General features: G+C 74.5%; 20 protein-coding genes. 15 read left to right on the top strand and 5 right to left on the bottom strand.

Going from position 1 to position 23,731, the window contains the following annotated elements; genetic code table 11:
* Nucleotides 1-26: 26 nt before the first annotated feature.
* The 7 genes from dxr to ATL31_RS03135 all read left to right on the top strand — a co-directional run bounded on the left by dxr (nucleotide 27) and on the right by ATL31_RS03135 (nucleotide 8,220).
* Nucleotides 27-1,211, top strand: a complete 1,185-nt coding sequence (dxr, locus tag ATL31_RS03165; RefSeq protein ID WP_101394493.1) for a 1-deoxy-D-xylulose-5-phosphate reductoisomerase — start codon at nucleotides 27-29, stop codon at nucleotides 1,209-1,211.
* 59 nt (nucleotides 1,212-1,270) lie between these two features.
* Nucleotides 1,271-2,638, top strand: coding sequence for a M50 family metallopeptidase (locus tag ATL31_RS03160; protein ID WP_101394492.1), 1,368 nt, complete (start codon nucleotides 1,271-1,273; stop codon nucleotides 2,636-2,638).
* Between the two features lie 49 nt (nucleotides 2,639-2,687).
* Complete coding sequence (gene ispG / locus ATL31_RS03155; protein WP_101394491.1) at nucleotides 2,688-3,848, top strand: flavodoxin-dependent (E)-4-hydroxy-3-methylbut-2-enyl-diphosphate synthase; 1,161 nt, start codon at nucleotides 2,688-2,690, stop codon at nucleotides 3,846-3,848.
* 76 nt (nucleotides 3,849-3,924) lie between these two features.
* Nucleotides 3,925-4,770 carry a GNAT family N-acetyltransferase gene (locus tag ATL31_RS03150; protein WP_101394490.1) on the top strand — a complete coding sequence of 282 codons (846 nt, stop codon included), beginning with the start codon at nucleotides 3,925-3,927 and terminating at the stop codon, nucleotides 4,768-4,770.
* An 89-nt stretch (nucleotides 4,771-4,859) separates the two neighbouring features.
* Entirely contained in the window at nucleotides 4,860-6,629 is a 1,770-nt protein-coding gene (locus tag ATL31_RS03145; protein WP_101394489.1) for a proline--tRNA ligase, read from the top strand.
* Nucleotides 6,626-7,381, top strand: a complete 756-nt coding sequence (locus ATL31_RS03140; RefSeq protein WP_101394488.1) for an HAD family hydrolase — start codon at nucleotides 6,626-6,628, stop codon at nucleotides 7,379-7,381. The genes ATL31_RS03145 and ATL31_RS03140 overlap by 4 nt, the downstream gene beginning before the upstream one ends.
* 59 nt (nucleotides 7,382-7,440) lie before the next feature.
* Nucleotides 7,441-8,220 carry a TSUP family transporter gene (locus tag ATL31_RS03135; protein ID WP_101394487.1) on the top strand — a complete coding sequence of 260 codons (780 nt, stop codon included), beginning with the start codon at nucleotides 7,441-7,443 and terminating at the stop codon, nucleotides 8,218-8,220.
* Nucleotides 8,221-8,322: 102 nt separating this feature from the next.
* Here the strand turns inward: ATL31_RS03135 and ATL31_RS03130 are convergent, their stop codons facing one another.
* Both ATL31_RS03130 and ATL31_RS03125 read right to left on the bottom strand, forming a co-directional pair.
* Entirely contained in the window at nucleotides 8,323-9,252 is a 930-nt protein-coding gene (locus ATL31_RS03130) for a hypothetical protein (protein ID WP_101394486.1), read from the bottom strand.
* A gap of 177 nt (nucleotides 9,253-9,429) precedes the next feature.
* Nucleotides 9,430-11,334, bottom strand: a complete 1,905-nt coding sequence (locus tag ATL31_RS03125) for an alpha-amylase family protein (protein ID WP_342749458.1) — start codon at nucleotides 11,332-11,334, stop codon at nucleotides 9,430-9,432.
* 125 nt (nucleotides 11,335-11,459) lie between these two features.
* Here ATL31_RS03125 and ATL31_RS03120 point away from each other — a divergent pair, with 125 nt between their 5' ends.
* The 5 genes from ATL31_RS03120 (at nucleotide 11,460) to ATL31_RS03100 (ending at nucleotide 15,758) form a co-directional block, all read left to right on the top strand.
* Nucleotides 11,460-12,884 (top strand): ferredoxin reductase family protein, encoded by a 1,425-nt coding sequence (locus tag ATL31_RS03120; protein ID WP_101394485.1) that lies wholly within the window; start codon nucleotides 11,460-11,462, stop codon nucleotides 12,882-12,884.
* Between the two features lie 25 nt (nucleotides 12,885-12,909).
* A complete protein-coding gene (locus tag ATL31_RS03115; RefSeq protein WP_101394484.1) occupies nucleotides 12,910-13,458 on the top strand; it encodes an FMN-binding protein in 549 nt (182 codons plus the stop codon).
* Entirely contained in the window at nucleotides 13,455-14,234 is a 780-nt protein-coding gene (locus tag ATL31_RS03110) for an FAD:protein FMN transferase (protein WP_245861857.1), read from the top strand. Before ATL31_RS03115 ends, ATL31_RS03110 begins: the two co-directional genes overlap by 4 nt.
* A gap of 148 nt (nucleotides 14,235-14,382) precedes the next feature.
* Entirely contained in the window at nucleotides 14,383-14,862 is a 480-nt protein-coding gene (locus ATL31_RS03105) for a hypothetical protein (protein ID WP_101394483.1), read from the top strand.
* A gap of 53 nt (nucleotides 14,863-14,915) precedes the next feature.
* A complete protein-coding gene (locus ATL31_RS03100; RefSeq protein ID WP_101397188.1) occupies nucleotides 14,916-15,758 on the top strand; it encodes a PhzF family phenazine biosynthesis protein in 843 nt (280 codons plus the stop codon).
* 468 nt (nucleotides 15,759-16,226) lie between these two features.
* Here ATL31_RS03100 and ATL31_RS03095 read toward each other — a convergent pair whose 3' ends face one another.
* On the bottom strand, nucleotides 16,227-18,227 hold the full coding sequence (locus ATL31_RS03095; RefSeq protein WP_101394482.1) for a thioredoxin domain-containing protein: 2,001 nt from the start codon (nucleotides 18,225-18,227) through the stop codon (nucleotides 16,227-16,229).
* 159 nt (nucleotides 18,228-18,386) lie between these two features.
* Between ATL31_RS03095 and ATL31_RS03090 the strand changes: the two genes are divergently transcribed.
* Together ATL31_RS03090 and ATL31_RS03085 are read left to right on the top strand one after the other, a co-directional pair.
* Complete coding sequence (locus ATL31_RS03090) at nucleotides 18,387-20,741, top strand: molybdopterin cofactor-binding domain-containing protein (RefSeq protein WP_101394481.1); 2,355 nt, start codon at nucleotides 18,387-18,389, stop codon at nucleotides 20,739-20,741.
* An 11-nt stretch (nucleotides 20,742-20,752) separates the two neighbouring features.
* The gene (locus ATL31_RS03085; RefSeq protein WP_101394480.1) at nucleotides 20,753-21,229 is read left to right on the top strand and encodes a (2Fe-2S)-binding protein; all 477 of its coding nucleotides are present in this window, start codon (nucleotides 20,753-20,755) and stop codon (nucleotides 21,227-21,229) included.
* A gap of 43 nt (nucleotides 21,230-21,272) precedes the next feature.
* Here ATL31_RS03085 and ATL31_RS16295 read toward each other — a convergent pair whose 3' ends face one another.
* Nucleotides 21,273-22,166, bottom strand: coding sequence for an aminoglycoside phosphotransferase family protein (locus ATL31_RS16295; RefSeq protein ID WP_158239774.1), 894 nt, complete (start codon nucleotides 22,164-22,166; stop codon nucleotides 21,273-21,275).
* On the bottom strand, nucleotides 22,163-23,107 hold the full coding sequence (locus tag ATL31_RS16290; RefSeq protein ID WP_143598305.1) for a hypothetical protein: 945 nt from the start codon (nucleotides 23,105-23,107) through the stop codon (nucleotides 22,163-22,165). The genes ATL31_RS16295 and ATL31_RS16290 overlap by 4 nt, the downstream gene beginning before the upstream one ends.
* A gap of 105 nt (nucleotides 23,108-23,212) precedes the next feature.
* On the opposite strand from ATL31_RS16290, the gene ATL31_RS03075 reads away from it, so the two are divergent.
* Complete coding sequence (locus tag ATL31_RS03075) at nucleotides 23,213-23,731, top strand: ribosome maturation factor RimP (RefSeq protein ID WP_101394479.1); 519 nt, start codon at nucleotides 23,213-23,215, stop codon at nucleotides 23,729-23,731.

Here is a 23,731-nt window from a genome sequence, read left to right as displayed (position 1 = left end):
CGTGGCGGTCGCGCGCATCCCCGAGAATGGGGGGCGTGACCCACCGCACCGTCGCCCTGCTCGGCTCCACCGGCTCGATCGGCACCCAGGCCCTCGAGGTGATGGCCGCGCACCCCGACCGGTTCTCGGTCGCCGCGCTGGCCGGAGGCGGCAACCTCGCCCTGCTGGCGCAGCAGGCCGCCGCCACCCGCGCCCCGGTCGTCGCCGCTGCGTACGGGGATGCCGACGCGCTGCGGGCCGCCATCGCCGACGCCACCGGCGACCCGGGCTACCGCCCCGAGGTGCTGGTGGGCCACGACGCCGCGACCACGGTGGCCGGCGGTGGGGCAGACGTCGTGCTCAACGGCATCACCGGCTCGATCGGGCTGGCGCCGACCCTGGCCGCGCTGGCCGCCGGCTCGACCCTGGCGCTGGCCAACAAGGAGTCGCTCATCGTCGGCGGCCCGCTGGTGAAGGCGGCCGCGCGCCCCGGCCAGATCGTGCCGGTCGACTCCGAGCACAGCGCCATCGCCCAGTGCCTGCGCGGCGGCCGGGCCGACGAGGTGCGTCGCCTGGTCGTCACCGCCAGCGGCGGACCCTTCCGCGGGCGCAGCCGCGCCGAGCTGGCCGACGTCACCCCCGCGCAGGCCCTGGCGCACCCCAACTTCTCGATGGGCCGGGTCATCACCACCAACTCGGCGACGCTGGTCAACAAGGGGCTCGAGGTGATCGAGGCCCACCTGCTCTTCGACGTCCCGTTCGAGCGCATCGACGTCGTGGTGCACCCACAGCAGCAGATCCACTCGATGGTCGAGTTCCGCGACGGCTCGACCATCGCGCAGCTGGGGCCGCCGCGGATGCTGGTGCCGATCGGGCTCGGGCTGTCCTGGCCCGAGCGGCTCGACGACGTCGACGTGCCCTGCGACTGGAGCCGCGCGCAGTCGTGGGACTTCCACCCGCTCGACGACGAGGCGTTCCCCGCCGTGCGCTTGGCGCGGCAGGTGGGGGAGGCCGGGGGGACCTTCCCGGCGGTCTACAACGCGGCCAACGAGGTGGCGGTCGACGCCTTCCACGAGGGTGCGCTCTCGTTCGTGGCGATCGTCGACACCGTCGAGCAGGTGGTGGCGGCGCACGACGCCGGCGCGGGCGACGCCTCCAGCGTCGAGGGGGTCCTGGCGGCCGACGCCTGGGCCCGCGCCGCCGCCCGCGACCTGGTGCTCGCCGCCCGCTGAGGGGGGCGGTCTCCCACGACCCCCGGCCGGGTCCCGGGTACGCGACGTATCCTGCCGAGATGACCACCATCGCCTTCGTGCTCGGCGTGCTCTTCATGGCGCTCGGCCTCGCGCTGTCCATCGCGCTCCACGAGGTCGGCCACCTGGTGCCCGCGAAGAGGTTCGGGGTGAAGGTGACCCAGTACATGGTGGGGTTCGGGCCCACCGTCTGGTCGCGCCGCCGGGGTGAGACCGAGTACGGCCTCAAGGCCGTCCCGCTCGGCGGCTACATCCGGATGATCGGGATGTTCCCGCCCCGCCCGGGCGACCCGAAGGGCACGTTGCGGGCGTCGAGCACCGGCCGGTTCAGCCAGCTGGTCGACGAGGCCCGCACCGCCAGCCTGGAGGAGGTCGGCCCCGACGACCACGACCGCGTCTTCTACCGGCTGCCGGTGTGGAAGAAGGTCGTGGTGATGCTCGGTGGGCCGACCATGAACCTGCTCATCGGGGTCGTGCTGCTGACCCTCCTGCTCACCGCGCACGGCGTCCCCACGGCCCAGCCCGGCGCGGTCGTCGCGTCGGTGAGCCGGTGCGTCGTACCGGCCACCGACGCCGCGGCCACCACCGGTCAGTGCGCGGGCAAGCCCCCGACCCCGGCCGTGGCGGCCGGCATCCTCCCCGGCGACCGACTGGTCTCGATCGGTGGCACCCCGGTGCGCGACATCCGCGACGTCGGCGCCCTGGTGCGCCCCGCCGCCGGCCGCCCCGTCGACATCGTCGTCGAGCGCGACGGTCGCCGGCTGACCCTGCGCGCCACGCCGATCCGCAACCTGCTGGCCGTCACCGACGACGCCGGCAACCCGGTGCTCGACGCCGACGGCAAGCCTCGCACCACCGAGGCCGGCTTCCTCGGGGTCACCACCCGACAGCCCTCCGCCTACGTGCCGCAGTCCCTCAGCGCCGTACCGCCGTACCTGTGGGCGGGCGTCAGCAACACCGCACTCGCGCTGGTCCATGTCCCCGAGCGGATGGCGGGGGTCTGGAAGGCCGCCTTCGGTGGCGGCGAGCGCGCGGCCGACAGCCCGATGTCGGTGGTCGGCGTCGGCCGCGTCGCCGGCGAGGTCTCGGCCGGCCGGCTCGACGCGCTGACCGGGGGGTCCCTGGCCGACCGGTTCTGGTTCCTGGTCAGCCTCGTGGCGAGCCTGAACCTGATGCTCTTCCTGTTCAACCTGATCCCGCTGCTGCCCCTCGACGGCGGGCACGTGGCCGGGGCGCTGTGGGAGGGCACCAAGCGGCAGTGGGCGACGCTGCGCGGTGCCCCCGACCCGGGCTTCGTCGACGTGGCGAAGGCGCTCCCGGTCGCCTACACGGTCGCCTTCGTGCTCATCGGGATGTCGGCCCTGCTCATCTACGCCGACCTGGTGAACCCGATCAAGCTCGGGGGCTGAGCCGCCGCCCGTGCAGGGAACCCCCAGCGCGCGGTCGTAGGCTTGCGGCATGTCCGTCTCCCTGGGTATGCCCGCCGCCCCGCCTCCCGTCCTGGCCCCTCGTCGCGTGACGCGCAAGATCCGCGTCGGCAAGGTCGAGGTCGGCGGCGACGCCCCGGTGTCGGTGCAGTCGATGACGACCACCCCGACCACCGACATCAACGCCACCCTCCAGCAGATCGCCGAGCTCACCGCGGCCGGCTGCGACATCGTGCGCGTGGCGTGCCCCAGCCAGGACGACGCCGAGGCGCTGCCCGCCATCGCGCGCAAGTCGCAGATCCCGGTGATCGCCGACATCCACTTCCAGCCCAAGTACGTCTACGCGGCCATCGACGCCGGGTGCGCCGCGGTGCGGGTCAACCCCGGCAACATCCGGCAGTTCGACGACCAGGTCGGCGAGATCGCGCGGCGGGCGAAGGAGGCGGGGGTCTCCATCCGCATCGGCGTCAACGCCGGCTCGCTCGACAAGCGGATCCTCGAGAAGTACGGCAAGGCCACGCCCGAGGCGCTGGTCGAGTCGGCCGTCTGGGAGGCGGGGCTGTTCGAGGAGCACGACTTCCACGACTTCAAGATCTCGGTCAAGCACAACGACCCGGTCGTGATGGTCAAGGCCTACCAGCTGCTGGCCGAGCGCGGCGACTGGCCCCTGCACCTCGGGGTCACCGAGGCCGGGCCCGCCTTCCAGGGCACCATCAAGTCGGCCACCGCGTTCGGCGCACTGCTCAGCCAGGGCATCGGCGACACCATCCGGGTCTCCCTCTCGGCCCCGCCGGTCGAGGAGGTCAAGGTCGGCATCCAGATCCTCCAGTCGCTGGGCCTGCGCCCGCGCAAGCTCGAGATCGTGTCGTGCCCCTCGTGCGGCCGCGCGCAGGTCGACGTCTACAAGCTGGCCGACGAGGTCACCGCCGGGCTCGAGGGCATGACCGTGCCGCTGCGGGTGGCCGTCATGGGCTGCGTCGTCAACGGCCCGGGGGAGGCCCGCGAGGCCGACCTCGGGGTGGCGTCCGGCAACGGCAAGGGCCAGATCTTCGTCCGGGGCGAGGTCATCAAGACCGTGCCCGAGAGCCAGATCGTCGAGACCCTCATCGAGGAGGCCATGCGCCTGGCCGACGAGATGGGCGAGCCCGTCGACGAGGAGTCGGCCGGGGCGCCGACCGTCAGCGTCTCCTGACCGGCAGCGACGCGCCGTGACGCGCAGGCCGGTCGAGCGCGTCGTGCGCGGAGCCGGAGACCCCTAGGCTGAGCGGGTGCTCCGCACACGATCCCCGGTCCGGCCGCTGTCGCTCGACGACCGTGACGCCGCGCTCGACCTCTGCGCCCGGGACCTCCCCCAGAGGGTGTTCGTCGCGGCCCGGGTGCTCGAGGGCTCGCGCACGGGGTCGCTGTCGTCGGTGCTGGGGCATCGCGACGACGGCGTGCTCACCTCGCTGTGCTGGGCCAGCGCCAACATCGTGCCGGTCGGCACCACCGAGGAGAACCGCCCGCTGTTCGCCGACCGGCTGCGCCGCTGGCGCGGTCGCTGCGCGTCGGTGTTCGGCCCGCGCGAGGAGGTGCTCGGGCTCTGGCAGCACCTCGAGCCGCACTGGGGCCAGCCGCGGGTGGTCCGGGCCCACCAGCCGTTGCTCGTGGCCGACCTCCCCCCGTCGGCGGAGGGGGTCGAGCCCGACCCGCGCGTGCGCCTGGCGCGGGCCGACGAGGTGGACCTGGTCCTGCCCGCCGCCGAGCACATGTTCACGGCCGAGATCGGCTACCGCCCCTACACCGGGTCCAGCCGCGGCTACCGTGCCTCGCTGGCCTCCCTCATCGCCCGCGGGCACACCTACGTCGTCGTCGAGGGCGGCGAGGTCGTCTTCAAGACCGACATCGGCAGCCTCGCGCTCGGCTGCGCCCAGCTCCAGGGCGTCTGGGTGGCGCCGCGGCTGCGCGGGCAGGGTCTCGCGGTGCCGATGCTGGCCGCCGTCCTCGAGCAGGTGATGGCCGGCCCGGCGCCCCTGGTCTCCCTCTACGTCAACGACTTCAACACCGCCGCCCGCGCCACGTACGAGCGCCTCGGCTTCCGCTCCGCGGGTGAGTTCACGACCGTCCTGCTCTGAGCGACCGGTGCGCCGGTCAACCGCGGCGCGGAGGGTCCGCCTGCCTCGTTATCCTGGGCCGGTCACCCCCGAACCCCAGGAGCCTTCCCGTGGCCATGCGCATGTCGTCCCTGTTCCTGCGAACCCTTCGCGAGGACCCGGCGGACGCGGAGGTGCCCAGCCACCGGCTGCTGGTGCGGGCCGGCTACATCCGCCGCGTCAGCCCCGGCATCTACACCTGGCTGCCGCTGGGGCTGAAGGTGCTGCGCCGCGTCGAGACCATCGTGCGCGAGGAGATGGACGCCATCGGCGCCCAGGAGCTGCTGTTCCCGGCCCTGCTGCCCCGTGAGCCCTACGAGGCCTCGGGCCGCTGGGACGAGTACGGCGAGAACGTCTTCCGGCTCAAGGACCGCAAGGGCGGCGACTACCTGCTCGGCCCCACGCACGAGGAGATGTTCACCCTCGCGGTCAAGGACCTGTACAGCTCGTACAAGGACCTGCCGCTGTCGATCTACCAGATCCAGACCAAGTACCGCGACGAGGCCCGGCCGCGCGCCGGGGTGCTGCGGGGGCGCGAGTTCGTGATGAAGGACAGCTACTCCTTCGACCTCGACGACGCCGGGCTCGACAAGAGCTACCAGCTGCACCGCGACGCCTACGTACGCATCTTCGACCGGCTCGGCTTCCACTACGTGATCGTGCAGGCGATGGCCGGCGCGATGGGCGGCTCGAAGTCCGAGGAGTTCCTCGCCACCGCCGAGAACGGCGAGGACACCTACGTCCGCTGCCCGAACTGCGGCTATGCGGCCAACGTCGAGGCCGTCCGCGTGCCCGTGCCGGATGCCGTGGACGCCACCGCGGTGCCCGCCGCCCACGCGGAGGACACCCCCGACACCCCCACCATCGACAGCCTCGTGGCGCACCTGGAGTCGGCGTTCCCGCGCTCCGACGGGCGGGCCTGGACCGCCGCCGACACCCTCAAGAACGTGCTGGTGATGCTGGTCCACCCCGACGGCACCCGCGAGCCGCTGGCGATCGGGCTGCCCGGTGACCGCGAGGTCGACGAGAAGCGCCTCGGCGCCCAGGTGGAGCCCGCCGCCGTCGAGGCGTTCGTCGAGGCCGACTTCGCGGCGCACCCGGCCCTGGCCAAGGGCTACATCGGTCCCGGCGTGCTGGGGTCCGAGAAGGCCTCCGGCATCCGGTACCTGCTCGACCCCCGCGTCAGCGAGGGCACCGCGTGGGTCACCGGCGCCGACACCCCCGGCCGCCACGTCCTCGACCTGGTGGCCGGGCGCGACTTCACCGCCGACGGCACCATCGAGGCCGCCGAGGTGCGCCCGGGCGACGCCTGCCCGTCGTGCGGCCACGGCCTCGAGGCGGCGCGCGGCATCGAGATGGGACACATCTTCCAGCTCGGCACCAAGTACGCCGAGGCGCTCGACCTCAAGGTGCTCGACGAGCACGGCAAGCTGCGCACGGTCACCATGGGCTCCTACGGCGTCGGGGTGTCCCGGGCCGTGGCGTGTGTCGCTGAGGGCAACCACGACGAGCTCGGCCTGGTCTGGCCGCGGGCGCTGGCCCCGGCCGACGTGCACGTCGTCGCCACGGGCAAGGACGAGGCCGTGGCCACCTACGCCGAGGAGCTCACCCGCGAGCTCGAGGCCCGCGGCGCCCAGGTGCTGCTCGACGACCGCCGCCAGGCGAGCCCGGGCGTGAAGTTCAAGGACGCCGAGCTCATCGGCGTGCCCACCATCGTGGTCGTCGGGCGTGGCCTCGCCGACGGCACCCTCGAGCTCAAGGACCGCCGCACCGGCGAGCGGCGCGAGCTGGCCGTGGCCACGGCCGTCGACGACATCCTGCGCGAGATCGGCCAGGCGTGAGCCGACCCGTCGAGGCCGTCGTCTTCGACTGGGGCGGCACGCTGACGCCCTGGCACGACGTCGACCTCCCCGAGCAGTGGCGGGTCTTCGCCCGCGAGGTGCACGGGGTGCCGGTCGGCTCGCCGGAGGTGTCCGACGCCGACCTCGCCGAGGCCCACCGGCTGGCCGACCGCATCCTCGAGGTGGAGGCGGCCGCGTGGCGGCGGGGGCGCGACGAGCACTCGTCGGCCGCCCTCGCCGACATCCTCGACGCCGCGGGCATCGACCCCGAGCACGACCGGCACCACCTGGCGCTGGCCGCCTACCGGCGCTTCTGGGAGCCGCACACGTTCACCGACCCGCAGGTCCGCCCGCTATGGGAGGGGCTGCGCGAGCGGGGGATCCAGGTCGGGGTGCTGTCGAACACCATCTGGAGCCGCGAGTACCACCGCGAGATCTTCGCGCGCGACGGCGTGCTCGACCTGGTCGACGCCGACCTCTACTCCAGCGAGCTCGACCACGTGAAGCCGCATCCCGAGGTGTTCCGGGCCGCCTGCCGTGCGGTCGGGGTCGACCCGGTGCGGGCGGTGTACGTGGGCGATCGCATCTTCGAGGACGTGCACGGGCCGCAGCAGGTCGGGATGCGCGCCATCTGGATCCCGCACAGCGACATCCCGGCGTCGCAGCGCGTCGAGGTCACGGCCGTCCCCGACGCCCGCGCCCACGAGCTGCTCGACGTGCTCGCCGTCGTCGACGCCTGGAACGCCGCGTGAGCGCGCCGCCGGTCGGCGCCATCGGGCTCGGGGCGGCTCGCCCCGGTCGCGGCTGAGCCGTGGCCGACCCCGGGCTGCACGTCCTGCTCCTGCTCGCGCTCGCCGGCTTCCTCGCCGGCTGGGTGGACGCCGTCGTCGGTGGCGGCGGGCTGGTGCAGCTGCCGGCACTGCTCATCGGTCTCCCGGGCGCGAGCCCCGCGCAGGTGCTCGCGACGAACAAGTTCGGCTCGGTGTGGGGGACCGCCACGGCGGCGGGCACGTACTACCGACGGGTGCGACCCGACCTGCGCACGGCGCTGCCGATGGCGGCGGTCGCGTACGTCGGCGCCATCGGGGGAGCGCTGCTCGGGCTGCACATCCCGAAGTCGGCCTTCAACCCCGTCATCCTCGTGATGCTGCTGGTGGTGGGCGCCTACACGCTGCTCAAGCCGTCGGTGGGGGAGCTGACCCGGCTGCGTTGGAGCGGCGGGCGGCACACCACGGCGGCAGTGCTGACCGGGTTCGTCATCGGGATGTACGACGGCGCGCTGGGGCCGGGGACGGGGTCGTTCCTGGTGTTCGCGCTGGTCGGGCTGCTGGGCTACGCGTTCCTCGAGGCCAGCGCCAAGGCCAAGATCACCAACCTGGCGACGAACCTCGGGGCGCTGACGGTGTTCGCGCCCGGCGGGCACGTGCTGTGGAAGGTCGGGGCGGTGATGGCGGTGGCGAACCTGCTCGGCGGGTACATCGGGGCCCGGACCGCGGTGGCGCGGGGGAGCCGGTTCATCCGGGCGGTGTTCGTGGTGGTGGTGGTGGCGTTCGTCATCCGCATCGGCGGAGACCTCGCCGGCCTCTGGTAGCCCACCCCTCCTCTGCCGCGCCTCACCCGGAATGTGTGTGAAGGCCCTCGGTATGTCGACGCTCTTCACACACGTTCGCGCAGGGAGGGGAGGGGAGGGGGGTCAGGCCGCGAGGGGGAGAGCGAGCCCGCGCGCGACCTGCTCCATGAACATCCGCTCGTGGATGCGCAGGCCCACCAGGTCGATGCGCAGGACGGTGTCGCGGCCGAGGGCGACGTCGTTCTGCCGCAGGTTGTCGTCGGTCACGGCCAGCCCCACACGATGGCCCGCACCGTCGATCTCGACGACGAGACGTGAGCCGGGCCACCGCACATCCAGGTAGATGCGCCCCCGCGAGGTCCGGCGCACCACCTGTCGCTCCGGCTCGGGCAACCCGTACCGGCGGCACAGCTGAGCGAAGTCGAGCTCGCCGAGCGACTGGGCGCCGTCGCTGATGTCGCGCAGCAGCTGGCGCACCAGCGGACGACGGCCTCGGTTGCGGACGGTGCGGAACGCCTGCTGCAGACGCGGGCCCGTGGTGAGCCGCTGCTGGACCACGAGGCACAGCACGAGCGCTGCCTGGCGGTCGGTGCGCACCCACGCAGCCGCTCTGAGAGCAGCCACCTCGACCGTCGTGCGCGGCAGGGTGGTACCAGCGGCCTCGAGCGGACGGCGCGCCACCCGGTGGATGTGGACGCCGTCGACCTTCGGGCAGCGGGCGTTGCGGGGCACGGAGACGTGGATCTCGTCGTCGCTCCATCCCGTCAGGCCCGCCGCCTGCAGGGCAGAGGTGCCGTCGACCAGGGCGACGTCGACGGCGACCTCCCACACGGCGGCATGCCGCCGGGCCTCGATGCCCACCGGGCCGGTGTGCAGGACGACGGTGTGGGTCCCGAGCGTCTGCCAGCGCTCGGCATCGACCTCACGTTGGATGGCGGCGTGGTCGAACCCGAGCTCCAGCAGTCGCCAGCGGGGCAACGCGCCGCCGGAGTCCTCGGCCGCGGCCCTCGCGGCGCGGCGCAGCGCCTTGCGAGGGGGGCGCGGCGTCGTCATCCCGGCAGCATGGCCGCCCGGGGCGGTCGGCCGCGGGCGTCATCCACAGGCCCCCGCTGCCCCTCCGCGAACGTGTGTGAAGAACCTCTACCTGCCGACGTTCTTCACACACGTTCGGGGGAGGGAGGGAGGAGGGAGGGGGGAGGGGGGAGGGAGGGGTCAGGGGAAGGGAGGGGGTCAGGTGAGCCAGAGGGCGGCGTAGGGCTCGAGGCGGACGTCGCCGGTCGCGTCCCAGGTCAGCCCCTCGCCGGTCAGCGCGTCGACGGCGTCGGCCAGCCCCAGCTCGTGCACCCGCCAGCCGGGCCAGTGCCGCACCTCGGGCGTCACGTTGTAGACGCCGGCGAACCGCCCCAGCGGATGGTCGCGCAGGGTCACCAGCACCCCCGGGTCGTCGACCGGGCCGATCGTCGTCTCGACCGACCCGTGCAGCTGCGGCAACCCGGCGCGCACCTGCGCCAGCCGCGCCAGGTCGCCGAAGACCCGGCCCGCCACGGTCGAGGGGTCGTGCCGCTGCCCGACCCGCTCGGCGTCCAGCCGCGGCCGGTGGGCCCAGCGGTTGTCGCCCTCGTGCCCGGGCTCGTCGGCCCAGGCGGGGTCGTTGGGCAGCCCCAGCTCGTCACCGCTCCAGATGACCGGGATGCCGCCCCATCCGAACACGACCGCGTGGCCCAGGCGCAGCGCGACCAGCGCCGACTCGCGCTCGTCGCCGGTCTCGGCGCTCTCGAGGCCCACCAGCGATGCGGCGGTGCCGGAGGTGCGGCGGTCGCCGGTCTCGGGGTTGAACTGGAACACCAGGCCCCGCGCCGGCGAGCCCCAGAAGTCACCGGAGTACCAGTCGGCCAGGAAGTGCCGGTGCCCCGGCCCCGTCAGCCCCAGCGCCGCGGCGTCCTCGTCCATCACCGCCCAGCCGATGTCGTCGTGGCAGCGCAGGTACGTGAGCCAGGTGGCCGTGGTGGGCTTGGGCGGGAGCGATCCCAGGGCGTGCGCGGCCAACCGGACGTCGCGGCTGGCCAGCATCGACCACACCTGCACCATGAGGCTGTTGTGGTAGGCGAGGTCGCTGACCTTGCCGGTGTGGCGCCCCTGCCCGAGGTAGGCCAGCAGCTGCGTCGGCGCGACGATGGCCTCGGCCTTGAACGCCACCGCCGGGCACGCGATGCGGGTGAGCGCGCGCAGCACCTGGGTGATGACGTGTACCTCGGGCTGGCCCTGGCAGTCGGTGCCGAGCCGCTTCCACATGAAGGCGATCGCGTCCAGGCGCAGCACGTCGACGCCACGGTTGGCCAGGTCGAGGATGATCTGCGCGTACTCGACCAGCACGTCGGGGTTGCCCCAGTTGACGTCCCACTGCCAGGCGTTGAACGTCGTCCACACCCAGCCGTCGAGGTCGTCGTCCCAGGTGAAGCTGCCGGGGGCGAAGTCGGGGAAGACCTCCGGGAGGGTGCGCTCGTAGGCGTCGGGGAGGCGCCGGTCGGGGAAGACGTGGAAGTACGAGCGGTAGCGCAGCGTCCCCTCGCGGGCCTTGCGCGCCCACTCGTGCTCGCGCGCCACGTGGTTCAGCACCAGGTCGAGCACGAGGCTCATCCCGCGTTCGTGCAGGGCGTCGGCCAGCTCGCCGAGGTCGTCCATGGTGCCGAGGTCGGGGCGCACCTGCCGGTAGTCGGCCACCGCGTACCCGCCGTCGTTGTCGCCGTCGCGCGGTCGCAGCAGCGGCATCAGGTGCAGGTAGCGGACCCCGAGCTCCTCGAGGTACGGGATGCGGGCGGCCACCCCGGGCAGGTCCCCCGCGAAGCGGTCGGCGTAGGCGGCGTACCCGACGACCGAGGGGTCCTGGAGCCAGTCGGGCTGCAGCATCCGGTCGAGGTCGCGGCGGTGCAGCCGGTCGGGGCGGCGGGCATGGGCCCGAGCGGCCAGGGTGACGAGCTGGGCCCCCACGGTCTCGGCCCGCGCCGGGCCGTACAGCGCGGCCAGCCCGTCGTACAGGTCCGGCCACCAGCGCTGCAGCCGCGCGGCCAGCATCTCGGCCCGGTCGGGCGGGGCCCCGCCGGGCAGGGGCGGGGGCGGGGGCACCGTTGCGCTCACGGCCGCATTCTGGCGGAACCGCGCAAGCGTTTCCACCATGTCCACCAGCAGGCGGCCGCGGGCTCACGGTGCCCTCCGAACCGGCTCACAGCCGGCGCATAGGGAAGGGGAGAATATTCGTCCCCATGACGACGAGCACGGTGAGGGCCCAGCGCGCCACCACCGCCACCTCCCCCCGGCGCCGCCGAGCCCCCCTCGCGCCGGTGCCCCGCTGGTGGCGCGACGCCACCGCCGCGGCCGGCTGGGCCGTGATCCTCGCGGTCGTCGCCCTCTGGGTGGCCGGCGGCGGCGTGCAGGACCTCACCACGTGGGGCGGCTTCCTCACCTCGACCGGGCGGGTCGCCGGCCTGGTCGCCTCGGCGCTGCTGCTGCTCCAGGTGATCCTGATGGCCCGCGTGCCGTGGGTCGAGCAGGCCTGGGGCCAGGACGAGCTGGCCCGGGTGCACCGCCTGGTGGGCTTCACCTCGTTCACCCTCCTGATGGCGCACATCGTCCTCATCACCCTGGGCTACGCCGCCTCGAGCGCGCTCGGCATCTGGGGCACCACCTGGGACTTCGTCGTCAACTACCCGGGGATGTTGCTGGCGTTCGCCGGCACCGCGGCCCTGGTCGTGGTGGTCGTCACCTCCGTCAAGCGTGCCCGCCGGAGGCTGCGCTACGAGTCCTGGCACCTCCTCCATCTCTACGCCTACCTGGGCGCGGGCCTGGTCCTGCCGCACCAGCTCTGGACCGGCGCGCAGTTCCTCGACTCCACCGCCGCCACCGTCTTCTGGTGGGGCCTGTGGGGCACCACCGCCGCCGCGGTGCTGGTCTTCCGGGTGGGGGTTCCCGTGTGGCGCTCGCTGCGCTCACCCATCCGCGTCCTCGACGTCCGCGAGGAGGCCCCCGGCGTCACCACCGTGACCGTGGGTGGCGACGGCGTGCGCGCCCTCCCGGCCCGGGCCGGGCAGTTCTTCCAGTGGCGCTTCCTCGACGGGCCGGGCTGGAGCCGCGCCAACCCCTACTCCATCTCGGCCGCGCCGGACGGGCGCACGCTGCGCCTCACGGCGGCGCACGTCGGCGACGGGTCGGCTCGACTGGCCTCGCTGCGACCGGGCACCCGCGTGCTGCTGGAGGGCCCGTACGGCCGGCTCCACGGCGGCGTCCGCGCCCACCGCAAGGTCCTCCTCATGGGCTCGGGCATCGGCATCACGCCCCTGCGCGCGCTCCTCGAGGAGCTGCCCCAGCGGCCGGGCGACGTGACCGTCGTGCACCGGGTGCGCTCGCAGGCCGAGGCCGTGCTGGCCGACGAGCTGCAGGCCCTGGCCACCGCCCGTGGCGCCCGCTACGTGCAGGTCGAGGGGCGCCGCATCCCGGGCCGCGCCAGCTGGCTGCCGCGGCAGGCCGCGCACCTGAGCGACGCCCAGGCGCTGCGCGAGATCGTCCCCGACGTGGCCGAGCACGACGTCTACGTCTGTGGCAACGACGCCTGGATGGATGCCGTGCACGCCGCCGCCCTCGAGGCCGGGGTGGCGCGCGACGCCGTCCACCTCGAGCGCTTCGCCTACTGACCACCCCGGCCACGGAGAGGAACCCATGCGACGGATCACCACCTGGGTGCTGAGCACGGTCTCGGCGCTGGTCCTGCTGTTCAGCTACCACACCTCCACGAACGCGGCGGGGACGACGAGCATCGTGGCCGCCGGCGGCACCGCCGCCAACGGCACCTCCCCGGGGGCCGCCGGCGGCACCGGCTCGACCGCCACGCCGGGCACCGCCCCGCCGGACACCACCGGCACGGGGTCGACCGCCACCCCCAGCACCCCGAGCACCTCGTCGGGCTCGTCCGGCTCCTCCGGGTCGTCCGCGGCGAAGACCTACACCGGCGACGCCGTCGACACCCGGTACGGCCCGGTCCAGGTCGCGATCACCGTCGCGGGCGGCAAGGTCACCCGGTCCGTCGTGACCCAGGTGCCGTGGAACGGCCGCCAGGACCAGGAGATCAACTCCTACGCGGTGCCGGTCCTCAACGGTGAGGTCGTCGCCGCCCAGAGCGCCGGCATCGACATGGTCTCGGGCGCCACCTTCACCTCCGACGGCTACATCCGGTCCCTGCAGTCGGCGCTGGACCAGGCGCACCTGTGATCACCGCCGAGATCCCGGTGACACCGGCCGGCCCACCACCGCCGGTCCTGGCCCGCCGGGCCTGGGTCGAGCCCGTGATGGGGACCGCCGTCAGCGTCCACGTCCGCGCCCTCGAGCCCACCCGGCCCGACGTCGAGGCCGGCGTGCAGCGGGTGTTCGCGCACCTGCGATGCGTCGACCGGGTCCTCTCGACCTGGCGCGCCGACAGCGACCTGCTGCGCCTCCAGCACGGGGAGGTCGACGAGGTGCACGCGTGGGTCGCCGACGTGACCGAGCTGTGCCTCGAGGCCGAGGAACGCACCGACGGGCTGTTCCGCGCCTGGCGGGCCCGTCGCGGCGAGCGGCCCACGTTCGACCCGACCGGCCTGGTCAAGGGCTGGGCGGTGGCCGGGGCGGCCGCCCACCTCGACCTCGTCCCGGAGATCGCCTACAGCATCGGAGCCGGGGGCGACGTGGTCGTCGGGACCGGTCGCGGTCCGGGGTTCGCCGCCCCCGTGTGGCGCATCGGCCTCGAGGATCCCCGCCACGCGGGGCAGGTGGCCGAGGTCGTCACCCTGCGTCGTGGCGCGGTGGCGACGTCGGGTGCGGCCCAGCGCGGGGGGCACGTGCTGGACCCCCGGCGGGGCACCCCGGTGACCCGGGCGGGCTCGGCCAGCGTGGTCGGCCCGGACCTGCTCTGGGCCGACGTGTGGGCCACGGCGGCCTTCGTCGACCCCGAACGGGCGGCCGAGCTCCTCGCGGACCGCGACCCCGCGTACCGCCTACACGTACTCTGACCTGCGAAGACACCTGGATCCGGAGTCCGGCCGGGGGTGCGCTGTGGTTCGGCCGTCCCGTTCGGTCAGCGGGGACTTTACTTTTCCTTTACGCTGTCCTTACTCGTCGACCGCAGGGGGTCGGCAGTGAGCAGCAGGGAACAATTCAATGCAGGTCAACACTGACCGGCTCACGAGCCGGCGTACTCTCACGACCGTTGCGGCCTGGGCCGTCCCGGTGATCGCCGTCGGCGTCGCCGCACCGATGGCCGCCGCGTCGTCCGGCGTCGTCTTCACCTTCGACGGTGAGGGGTGCAAGTACCCCGGCCAGTCGGTCGCCGGCAAGGAGTTCGGCTACAAGCTGGAGTTCCAGGTCACCAGCTCGGTCGCCACCACGGTCACCTTCCTGTCGGTCTCGGCGCCCAACTACCCGGACGCCCAGGTCATCGAGGCCGGCCCGAACGGCGGCGGGAGCACGACGATCTCGATCCCCGCGGGGACGAGCACCGTCTACGTGATCTTCGCGGCGGACCTGCAGGTGTCCAAGGGCAACTCCGCCAACGGCACCGCGACCTTCTCGTACTCCACGGGCACCGGCGGCACCGGCACCATCACCGGCGACGTCACGGGGTTCAACCCCTGTAAGTGACCGCCGAGCCCGTCCCCGCCTCGCGGGTGGCGGGCTCGTGGTTGCATGACCGGATGCGCGATGTCCGGATGGTCGACGTGTTCTCCAGCACCCCGTTCCTCGGCAACGCCCTGGCGGTGGTGCACGACGCCGACGACCTGGGCGAGGCCGACATGGCGGCGATCGCCCGGTGGACGAACCTGTCCGAGACGACCTTCCTGTGCGCTCCGACGCGCCCGGACGCCGACTACCGGGTGCGCATCTGGACGACCGGCGGCGAGCTGCCCTTCGCCGGCCACCCCACCCTCGGGTCGGCCCACGCCTGGCTCGAGGCCGGTGGGGTGCCGCGCGACGCCGACGTCGTCGTGCAGGAGTGCGCCGCCGGGCTCGTTCGGGTTCGGCGGGGCTCGCTGCTGGCGTTCGAGGCCCCGCCGCTGGTGCGCTCGGGGCCGGTCGGGACGGCCGACCGCGAGCGCGTGACGTCCGCCCTCGGCCTCGACGCCGGCGAGGTCCTCGAGATGGCGTGGGTCGACAACGGCCCCGGCTGGGTCGGCGTCCTCCTGGACGACCCCGAGGCGCTCCTGGCCCGCCGGGTCGACCTCGCCCGTCTCGACGGTCTCAAGGTGGGGCTGGCCGCCCGCTGGCCCGACGGCGCCCACCCCGACGGCTGCGGGCTCGAGGTCCGCGCGTTCTACGCCGACGGCCGCGACGCGTCCGAGGACCCCGTCACGGGCAGCCTCAACGCCGGCCTGGCCCAGTGGCTGGTCCCCGCCGGGCTGATGCCGCCGCGCTACGTCGCCGCGCAGGGGGGCGCGATCGGCCGCGCGGGCCGCATCGAGGTCACCGTCGAGCTGTCCGGCGCCGTCCTCGTGGGTGGCGCCACCCGGACGCTGGTCACCGGGCGCCTCGGGGGCTGACGCGCCGGCGGGTGCCCCTGTCCAGAGGGGCTCCCGCGCTGCTACCCTCGCTGCGTTCAGCCGTGGTTCAGCAGGGGACCCCGGCGCGAGCACCAGGCTGGGTCATGTCGTCGAGAACAGGCAACAGGCAGCCGCGGGAACCCCGCGCCGCCCTGATGCCCTCGCGTGCCCGCTCCCTCACCGAGGGACGCGAGCGGCGCCCGACGACCACGACCTCCACCCCGGGCGTGACCCGCCCGGGCGGCCCCGGCCCCCTCGCATCCCACCACCGGCCGACGCGCGCCTGCCCGTACCCGGCCCCTTGACCCAACAGGCGGGTGTTCGCACCCTGCCCGTTCGGCCCCGCACGGTCCTTCGGGACCGCAGCGAGGGTCGGCGGACGCCGGGACGGCGGCGATCGGGTGCTCCGGCGCCCGGCTGCCTCTCCCTCTGTGCCTCCCGGCGTCCGCGGGACCCCTCGACCCCAGGTCAGGCCTGGGGAACGGGCCCGACGGCGGCGACGACGGCGCCGGGGTCGGTGACCGGGCGGTCGCACACGAAGCCCCGGCACACGTAGGCCGCGGCCCGGCCGTCGACCAGGGGCCGCGACGCCAGCAGGGGGATGCCGGGAGCGTCCGGTGCGCCGGCCACGTGCACCAGGCCCGGCGAGCCCGAGCGGCGTACGGCCGCCAGCAGCGCCTCCGCGTCCGGTCCGTCACCGACCACCGCCACCTGCAGTGGCCCGGCCGCCACGGCCTCGGCCACCGCAAGCGCCCATCCGGCGAACCGCGGCTCACCGGTGGCCACGGAGCCGCACGCCGCGAGGGCCTGCTCGGCCGCCGCGCGGTGGCGGGTGGGGCCGCCCAGTGCCGCCGCGGTGAGCAGGGCGTGGGCCAGCGCGGATGCGCCCGCGGGCTCGGCGTTGTCGCTGCGGCTCGCGGGGCGGCTGAACAGCGTCGGGGCGTCGTGGGCGGTGTCGTGCACGGTGCCGTCGTCGTCCACGAACCGCAGGAGCGCCCGGTCGAGCAGCTCGGTGGCGGCAGCGAACCAGCGGGCGTCGCCGCTCGCCTGGTGCAGGGCCAGCAGGCCCTCGGCCAGGTCGGCGTGGTCGTCGAGCACGCCGGGCGCCTGCGACACCCGGCCGGCCCGGGAGGTGCGGTGCAGCACCCCGTCGACGAGGTGCGTGGCGAGCACGTGGTCGGCGGCCCGGGCGGCGGCGGCGACGAGGTCGGGCCGGCCCAGCAGGGCGCCGGCGTCGGCCAGGGCGGCCACCGCCAGGCCGTTCCAGGCGGTGACCACCTTGTCGTCGCGCGCCGGCTGGGGCCGCTCGGCCCGGGCCGCCAGCAGCCGCGCCCGGACCCCCTCCCACCACACCGGGTCAGCCGGGTCGGCGCGGAGCTGCAGCGTCGAGGCGCCGGCCTCGAAGGTGCCCTCGGGGGTCACCTCGAGCAGGGCGGCCGCCCGCGGGCCGTCGTCGGCCCCCAGCACCTCGGCCAGCTGCGCGGGCGTCCAGGCGTAGGTCAGCCCCTCGTGGGAGTGGCCGTCGACCACCGTGTCGGCATCCAGCGCGGAGGCGAAGGCACCCTCGGGCGTCAGCAGGTCCCGCAGCAGGAAGGCGGCGGTCTCCTCGGCCACGCGGCGCGCCAGCGGGTCGCCGGTGCTGCGCCACAGGTGCGCGTACACCCGCAGGAGGAGGGCGTTGTCGTAGAGCATCTTCTCGAAGTGCGGCACGACCCAGGCGGCGTCGACCGCGTAGCGCGCGAAGCCCCCGCCGAGCTGGTCGTACATCCCGCCCCGGGCCATGGCCTCGCAGGTGCCGCGCACCATCGCCAGGGCGTCGGCCGTGCCGGTGCGGGCGTGGTGGCGCAGCAGGAACTCCAGCACCATCGACGGCGGGAACTTCGGGGCCCCGCCGAAGCCGCCGCGGGCGTCGTCGTACTGGCCGCGGAGGCGCACCACGGCGTCCGCCAGCACCTCCGGGCCGACCGCGGCCGGGGCCGGAGGGCCGGTGACCTCCCGGAGTCGCTGGGCCACGTGGCTGCCGGAGGCCACGACCTGCTCGCGCTGGTCGCGCCAGGCCCGCCCGGCGTTGTCGAGCAGCCCCAGCAGTTGGGCCTTCGGGAGGTAGGTGCCGGCGAAGAAGGGGTCACCCGCCGGCGTCAGCAGGCAGGTCATCGGCCAGCCGCCGTGCCCCGTCAGGGCCGTGGTGGCGGCCATGTAGACGGCGTCGACGTCGGGGCGCTCCTCGCGGTCGACCTTGACGGCCACGAAGCCGGCCGACAGCACCTGCGCCACCTCGTCGTCCTCGAAGCACTCGTGCGCCATCACGTGGCACCAGTGACACGCGGCGTACCCCACCGAGAGGAACACCGGCACGTCGCGGCGGGCGGCCTCGGCGAAGGCATCCTCGCCCCACTCCCACCAGTCGACCGGGTTGTCGGCGTGCTGCAGCAGGTACGGGGACAGGGACTGCGCGAGCCGGTTCGCCATCGACCCACCGTACGGGCCGGCTCGGTCGACCGGCCACGGTGGGCGGGCCGGCCCATCCGGTGCGGGGGAGGGCTCCGAACGTGCTGTACCCGCTCCTGGTCGATTCCCCTGCGGACACGACGACGTGCCCGGTCGACGAGGTGCAGGAAGGACACGTCGATGACGACCGTTCCCGACCGCGCCCGCGCGTCGAGCCACCTGCCTCCCGGGCCCGCCGGACCCGACGGACGCGGCGTCTCGCGACGTGGCCTCATCGGGTGGGTCCTGGCGGGCAGCACCCTCGCCGTGGCCGCTGACCTCACCGTCGGCGCCGCCCCCGCGAACGCCGCCGTGCCGAGCCCGCCCCAGGTCCCCGAGCTCTACGACCTCGGCGACCTGCAGACGCACTCGGCCCTGCCGACCTCGCAGCTGATCAGCATCACCCTCGACGAGCAGGGCGTGGCGCACTTCGCTATCCCGCGGGCCGAGGTGGGCCAGGGCATCACCACCGCCGCCGCCATGCTCATCGCCGAGGAGCTCACCCTCCCCGTCGAGAAGGTGCGGGTCACGCTCGCGAAGGCGCGCCCCGAGCTGGTGTTCAACCAGCTGACCGGCGGCTCGAACACGATGCAGTCGATGTTCACACCCATCCGGGTCGCGGCCGCCACCGCCAAGGGGCGCCTGCTGCAGGCCGCCGCCATCGAGCTCGGCGCGCAGGTGTCGTCCCTGGTCGCCAAGGACGGTGTCGTCACCGGGCCGACCGGCAGCAGTGTGACCTACGGCGCCCTGGCCACCCTGGCCGCCAGCACCGAGACGGTCGCGGTCGAGGTCGCGCTCACCCCGCGCTCCGAGTTCTCGGTCATCGGCACCCCCCGGGGGCGTGACGACGCGCTCGCCGCCGTCACCGGCCGCAAGCAGTTCACCCTCGACCTCCAGGTGCCCGACGCGCTGCCGACGATGGTCTGCCGTCCGCCCGAGCTCAACGGCTCGCCGCGCTTCGTGAACAACCTGGCCGCGGTGCGCGCCATGCCCGGGGTCACCGACGTCGTGCTCGTGCCCACCGGGGTGGCGGTGCGCGCCGCCACCTTCGGGCAGTGCATCGACGCCGTCCGGGCCCTCGACGTGCAGTGGAACCCCGGGTCGGTCACCGGCGAGAGCGACGCGTCGATCCTGGCCGAGCTCAAGGCGGCCGAGCTGCCGATGGCGGTGCCCTCGGTGCCGCTGCTCGCGACCACCCTCGACCTGCGGGTCGAGTTCATGTTCCGCAGCAGCGCCGCCCTCGAGCCCAACTGCGCCATCGCCGACGTGCGCTCCGACCGTGCCACCGTGTGGGCCGGGCTCAAGGCGCCCATCGTGGCCCAGCGCGACATCGCCGAAGCCGTGGGGCTGCCGCAGGGTGCCGTCACGGTCAACGTCGTCACCGGCGGAGGGTCGTTCGGGCACAAGCTGTTCGGCGACGCCGCCACGGAGGCCGCGGTCATCTCGAAGGCGATGGGCAAGCCGGTGAAGCTGCTCTGGCACCGGGCCGACGAGCCCCGCCAGGGGCGCGTGCACCCGATGGCGACCTCGCGGGTGCGGGCCACGATGCTGGCCGGCCAGGTGCTCACCTTCGAGCAGCGCCACACGAGCGTCGTCACCGACTTCGGGCACGGGCTGGGCGAGCGCCTCACCGCCATGGCCGCCGAGCTGCCCGCCAACCTCGGCGGGATGGGACTCTCGCAGTCGATCTTCACCCTGACCCAGGAGCTGCCCTACGACTTCGGCGTCGTGACCCAGCTGCTGAACGAGGTCGACACCCGGTTTAACACCGGCAGCATGCGAAACATCTACAGCCCGGACGTCGCGTGCGCCAACGAGCTGGCCGTCGACCAGATCGCCAAGCGCCTCGGCCAGGACCCCTACACCTTCCGGATGGGCTTCCTGAAGAACGCCAAGGCCAAGCGCTGCCTGGCGGCGGTCGCGAAGGCCGGTGGATGGGGCCGCTCCCTGCCCGCGGGGGTGACCCAGGGCATCGCGGTGCACACCGAGTACAAGGGCGCCACGGCGGTCCTGGTCGAGCTCGACACGCGGCCGGCCACCGTCAACCGCACCGTGCGCAACGCCGTCACCGGGCCGCGCGTCACCAAGGCCGTCATCGCGGTCGACGTCGGCCTGGTGGTCAACCCGCGCGGGCTCGAGGCGCAGATGATGGGTGGGGTCAGCGACGGCATCGCCCTGGCGCTGACCAGCAGCAACCACCTGCAGGACGGGCACTTCCTCGAGGCCAGCTGGGACAACTACTTCTACACGCGGCAGTGGAACGTGCCTCTCGAGTTCTCCTGCATCGTCATGCCCTCCGACGAGGAGCTGCCCGGTGGCGCCGGCGAGGCGGGGGTGGCGGCCTCCGTGGCCGCGGTGGCCTGCGCCTACGCCCGCGCCACCGGCAAGGTCCCCACCCGGTTCCCGGTCAACCACGGGACCATCTCGTTCACCCCGAAGACCTTCGTCCCGCCCGTCCCGGAGTCCCCGGTCGACGGCCTCTCGTCCACGTTCTGAGGAGACCCGCCATGGCACAGCACACCTTCACCGTGAACGGCGAGAGCGTCACCGTCGACGTCGCCGACGACGTCCGTCTGCTCTGGGTCCTGCGTGACGTCCTGGGCATCACCGGGCCCAAGTACGGCTGCGGCATCAACGTCTGCAAGGCCTGCACCTCGCACATCAACGGCAAGGCCTTCAACCCCTGCTCGGTCCGGGTGGCCGACATCGGGCCGGACGACGAGGTCACGACCATCGAGGGGCTCGCGGACACCGTGGACGCCGACCTGCACCCGATGCAGGAGGCGTGGATCGAGCGCGACGTCGCGCAGTGCGGCTACTGCCAGCCGGGCCAGATCATGGCGGCGGTCGCCCTGGTCAACAAGGTCCGCGCCGAGGGGCGCGCCATCACCACCGCCGACCTCGACGGCATCCGCAACATCTGCCGCTGCGGCACGTACCACCGCATCCGCGAGGCCGTCGTGGAGGGGGCGAAGGGGATGTGAACGCCCGGGTCGCGCCGACCCGAGGGGGCCGGCGCGACCCGGGTCACCCGTCGAGCGCCTTGGTCAGCGCCACGGCCGTCGTCAGCCGCTCGGGCTCGTCGAGACCCACCGCCCAGCCGACCTCGACGCCGGCCCGCAGCAGCGACCACGCCATCGCCTCGTCGAGGTCGATGCCGGCGGCCTCGGCCGCCAGCGCGATCCGGTGGCGCACCGACCACCGGAGCGACGCGCCGGTGCCCAGCTCCTCGACCCGGTGCGTCACCAGGGGCAGCAGCTCGAAGGCGGGTGGCCCGGCCAGCGGCTGGGGGTCGATGGCGCGCCAGCCGCCGTCGGGGGCGCGCAGCACGTTCTCGTAGTGCAGGTCGGTGTGCAGCAGCAGCTCGGGCCCGTCGCCGGACAGCAGCTCACGGGCCAGGCCGAGGGTGCGGGTGGTGACGCGACGCGGGACGCCCGCGCGCTGCTGCATGCGCTCCAGGTGCGGTGCCAGGTACGGCCCGATGCGCGGCACCGGCGGGGGAGCGGGCACGTGCAGCCCCGCGAGCAGGCCCCCCACCGCCTCGCACGCCTCGTCGGCCCACACCTCGGTCAGGTCCTCGACCTCGAGCCGTTCGAGCAGGAGCAGCCCGTCGGACGGCAGCGCCGCGACCAGCCGTACGGCGGCGCGGCCGTCCCAGGTGCGCAGGGCCAGGGCCTCGTGGGCGGCGTCGGGATGCGGCCACACCACCTTGAGGGCGAAGCGCTGCCCCGCCCGGCGGACCGGCACCACGAGGGCGGTCCGCCCGGTGCGCGGTGGACCGTCGACCAGCAGGCCCCAGCGCTGGAGGGCCTCGTCGACCAGGCGCGGGACGGTGCGCACCCAGTCCGCCCCGGTCGGGCCGGTGTCGCCGGGGTAGCGGGAGACGCGGGCGACCCAGTCGGGCGGCGGCTCCACGCTCACGTCAGGCCCGGGAAGGGCGCCAGCGGCACGCCCCACCGGTGCGTCTCGACCTCGACCGCGCCCAGCCAGCGGGTGGCCGCGGCCAGCCCGGCGGCACCGTGCGTGCCGGTGAGGCCCCCCAGCGCCGCGCCCGTGGTGGTGCGCAGGTCGGTGACGGCGGTCGTCGCGAGCCGCGACGCGTCGGCGGGGGTGCGCACGGGGAAGGGCAGCGGCACGCCCAGGACGTCGCGCGCGGCGGCCCCCCCGGCCACCTGGTCGGCGTGCAGCCGGCGCAGGGCGCTGAGGGTGGCGACGGCCCGCTCGCGGACCGCCCCCGACGAGCGGGCGGCCGCCACCTCGACCAGGTAGGTCGCCGCGCTGGTGGCGACCGCCAGGGCCGCCGCGGCGTCCCCGTCGAGCGCGTCGGTGGGCACGGCGGGAGCCCGGCCGGAGAGCAGCGTCGCCGCCGCGAAGCGCTGGGCGTGCAGGGCGGCCACCGGCGCCAGCAGCGCCTCGTCGACGCCGGCGAAGCGCCGGGCGCCGGCTGCCGCGGCCGCCTCGGCGCGGGCCAGCACCGCCGCGGCCTGCGGCACGCCGGCTGCCGGGGCCGGGGTGGCCGTGGGGGAGGCGGTCGCGGACGAGGCGTCGAGCGAGGCCGCCGGCACCCCGCCGCGCAGGAGCGTGGTGCGCAGGACGGTGTGCTGGCGGCGGTGGAGGGTCGCCAGCTCGGGCCCGAGCGGCGCGGCGACGGCGCCCGCGAGCGTGGCCAGCCGGAGCGAGTCGGCGGTGAGGGCCAGCAGCATGTCCTCGGCCGGTACGGGGGTGCGGGCCGGTAGCAGGGGCACGCGCGGGGCGTCGTCCTCGAGCCGGATGCCGCATCCGGCCAGGCCGGCGGCGCCGAGGCCCAGGACCGCCCCGAGGAGGGCTCGGCGCCCGGGCTGCGGGCGGTCGTCCGGGCGCATGGGGGGCATCCTCCCACGGTGCGCCGGCCCGTTCGCGGTGGCCTAGAGTGGTGGACCCCGGCCCGCCGCCGGGGACCGAGAACTGCACAGGGAGGAACCGTCGTCATGGCAACCGCCGAGCAGGTCCGTCCCGTGCTCGAGTCGGCGCTCGCCGGCTCCGGGCTCGTCCTCGAGGACGTCGCCGTGACCCCCGCCGGCAAGCGGCGCGTCGTCCGGGTCCTCCTCGACCGTCACCTCGACGTGCACGACGTGGTCACCGAGCCCACCGAGCCGCTCACCCTCGACGAGGTGGCCGACGCCACCCGCCTCGTGGGCGACGCCCTCGAGGACTCCGACGTCCTCGGCGAGCAGCCCTACACCCTCGAGGTCTCCTCGCCCGGGGTCGGCCGCCCGCTCACCCTCCCGCGCCACTTCCAGCGCAACGTCGGCCGTCTCGTCACCGTGCACCACAGCGGCGGCGAGGTCACCGGGCGCCTCGTGGCGGCCGGCCCCGACGCCCTGACCGTCGACGTCCCCGCCGTGAAGAAGACCCCGGGCCGTACCGAGACCATCCCCCTGGGCGGGGTCGACCGCGCCGTCGTGCAGGTCGAGTTCTCCCGCCCCGACGACCCGAAGGAGAGCTGA

The organism is Phycicoccus duodecadis, from assembly GCF_002846495.1.
In the GTDB taxonomy this organism is placed as follows: Bacteria; Actinomycetota; Actinomycetes; order Actinomycetales; family Dermatophilaceae; genus Phycicoccus; species Phycicoccus duodecadis.
This window is presented reverse-complemented; position numbering and strand designations above follow the sequence as displayed.

Coding starts and splice junctions, on each gene's coding strand:
- dxr (WP_101394493.1), top strand. CDS start 27: ATGGGGGGCGTGACCCACCGCACCGTCGCCCTGCTCGGCTCCACCGGC.
- ATL31_RS03160 (WP_101394492.1), top strand. CDS start 1,271: ATGACCACCATCGCCTTCGTGCTCGGCGTGCTCTTCATGGCGCTCGGC.
- ispG (WP_101394491.1), top strand. CDS start 2,688: ATGTCCGTCTCCCTGGGTATGCCCGCCGCCCCGCCTCCCGTCCTGGCC.
- ATL31_RS03130 (WP_101394486.1), bottom strand. CDS start 9,252: ATGACGACGCCGCGCCCCCCTCGCAAGGCGCTGCGCCGCGCCGCGAGG.
- ATL31_RS03120 (WP_101394485.1), top strand. CDS start 11,460: ATGACGACGAGCACGGTGAGGGCCCAGCGCGCCACCACCGCCACCTCC.
- ATL31_RS03115 (WP_101394484.1), top strand. CDS start 12,910: ATGCGACGGATCACCACCTGGGTGCTGAGCACGGTCTCGGCGCTGGTC.
- ATL31_RS03105 (WP_101394483.1), top strand. CDS start 14,383: ATGCAGGTCAACACTGACCGGCTCACGAGCCGGCGTACTCTCACGACC.
- ATL31_RS03100 (WP_101397188.1), top strand. CDS start 14,916: ATGCGCGATGTCCGGATGGTCGACGTGTTCTCCAGCACCCCGTTCCTC.
- ATL31_RS03095 (WP_101394482.1), bottom strand. CDS start 18,227: ATGGCGAACCGGCTCGCGCAGTCCCTGTCCCCGTACCTGCTGCAGCAC.
- ATL31_RS03090 (WP_101394481.1), top strand. CDS start 18,387: ATGACGACCGTTCCCGACCGCGCCCGCGCGTCGAGCCACCTGCCTCCC.
- ATL31_RS03085 (WP_101394480.1), top strand. CDS start 20,753: ATGGCACAGCACACCTTCACCGTGAACGGCGAGAGCGTCACCGTCGAC.
- ATL31_RS16290 (WP_143598305.1), bottom strand. CDS start 23,107: ATGCGCCCGGACGACCGCCCGCAGCCCGGGCGCCGAGCCCTCCTCGGG.
- ATL31_RS03075 (WP_101394479.1), top strand. CDS start 23,213: ATGGCAACCGCCGAGCAGGTCCGTCCCGTGCTCGAGTCGGCGCTCGCC.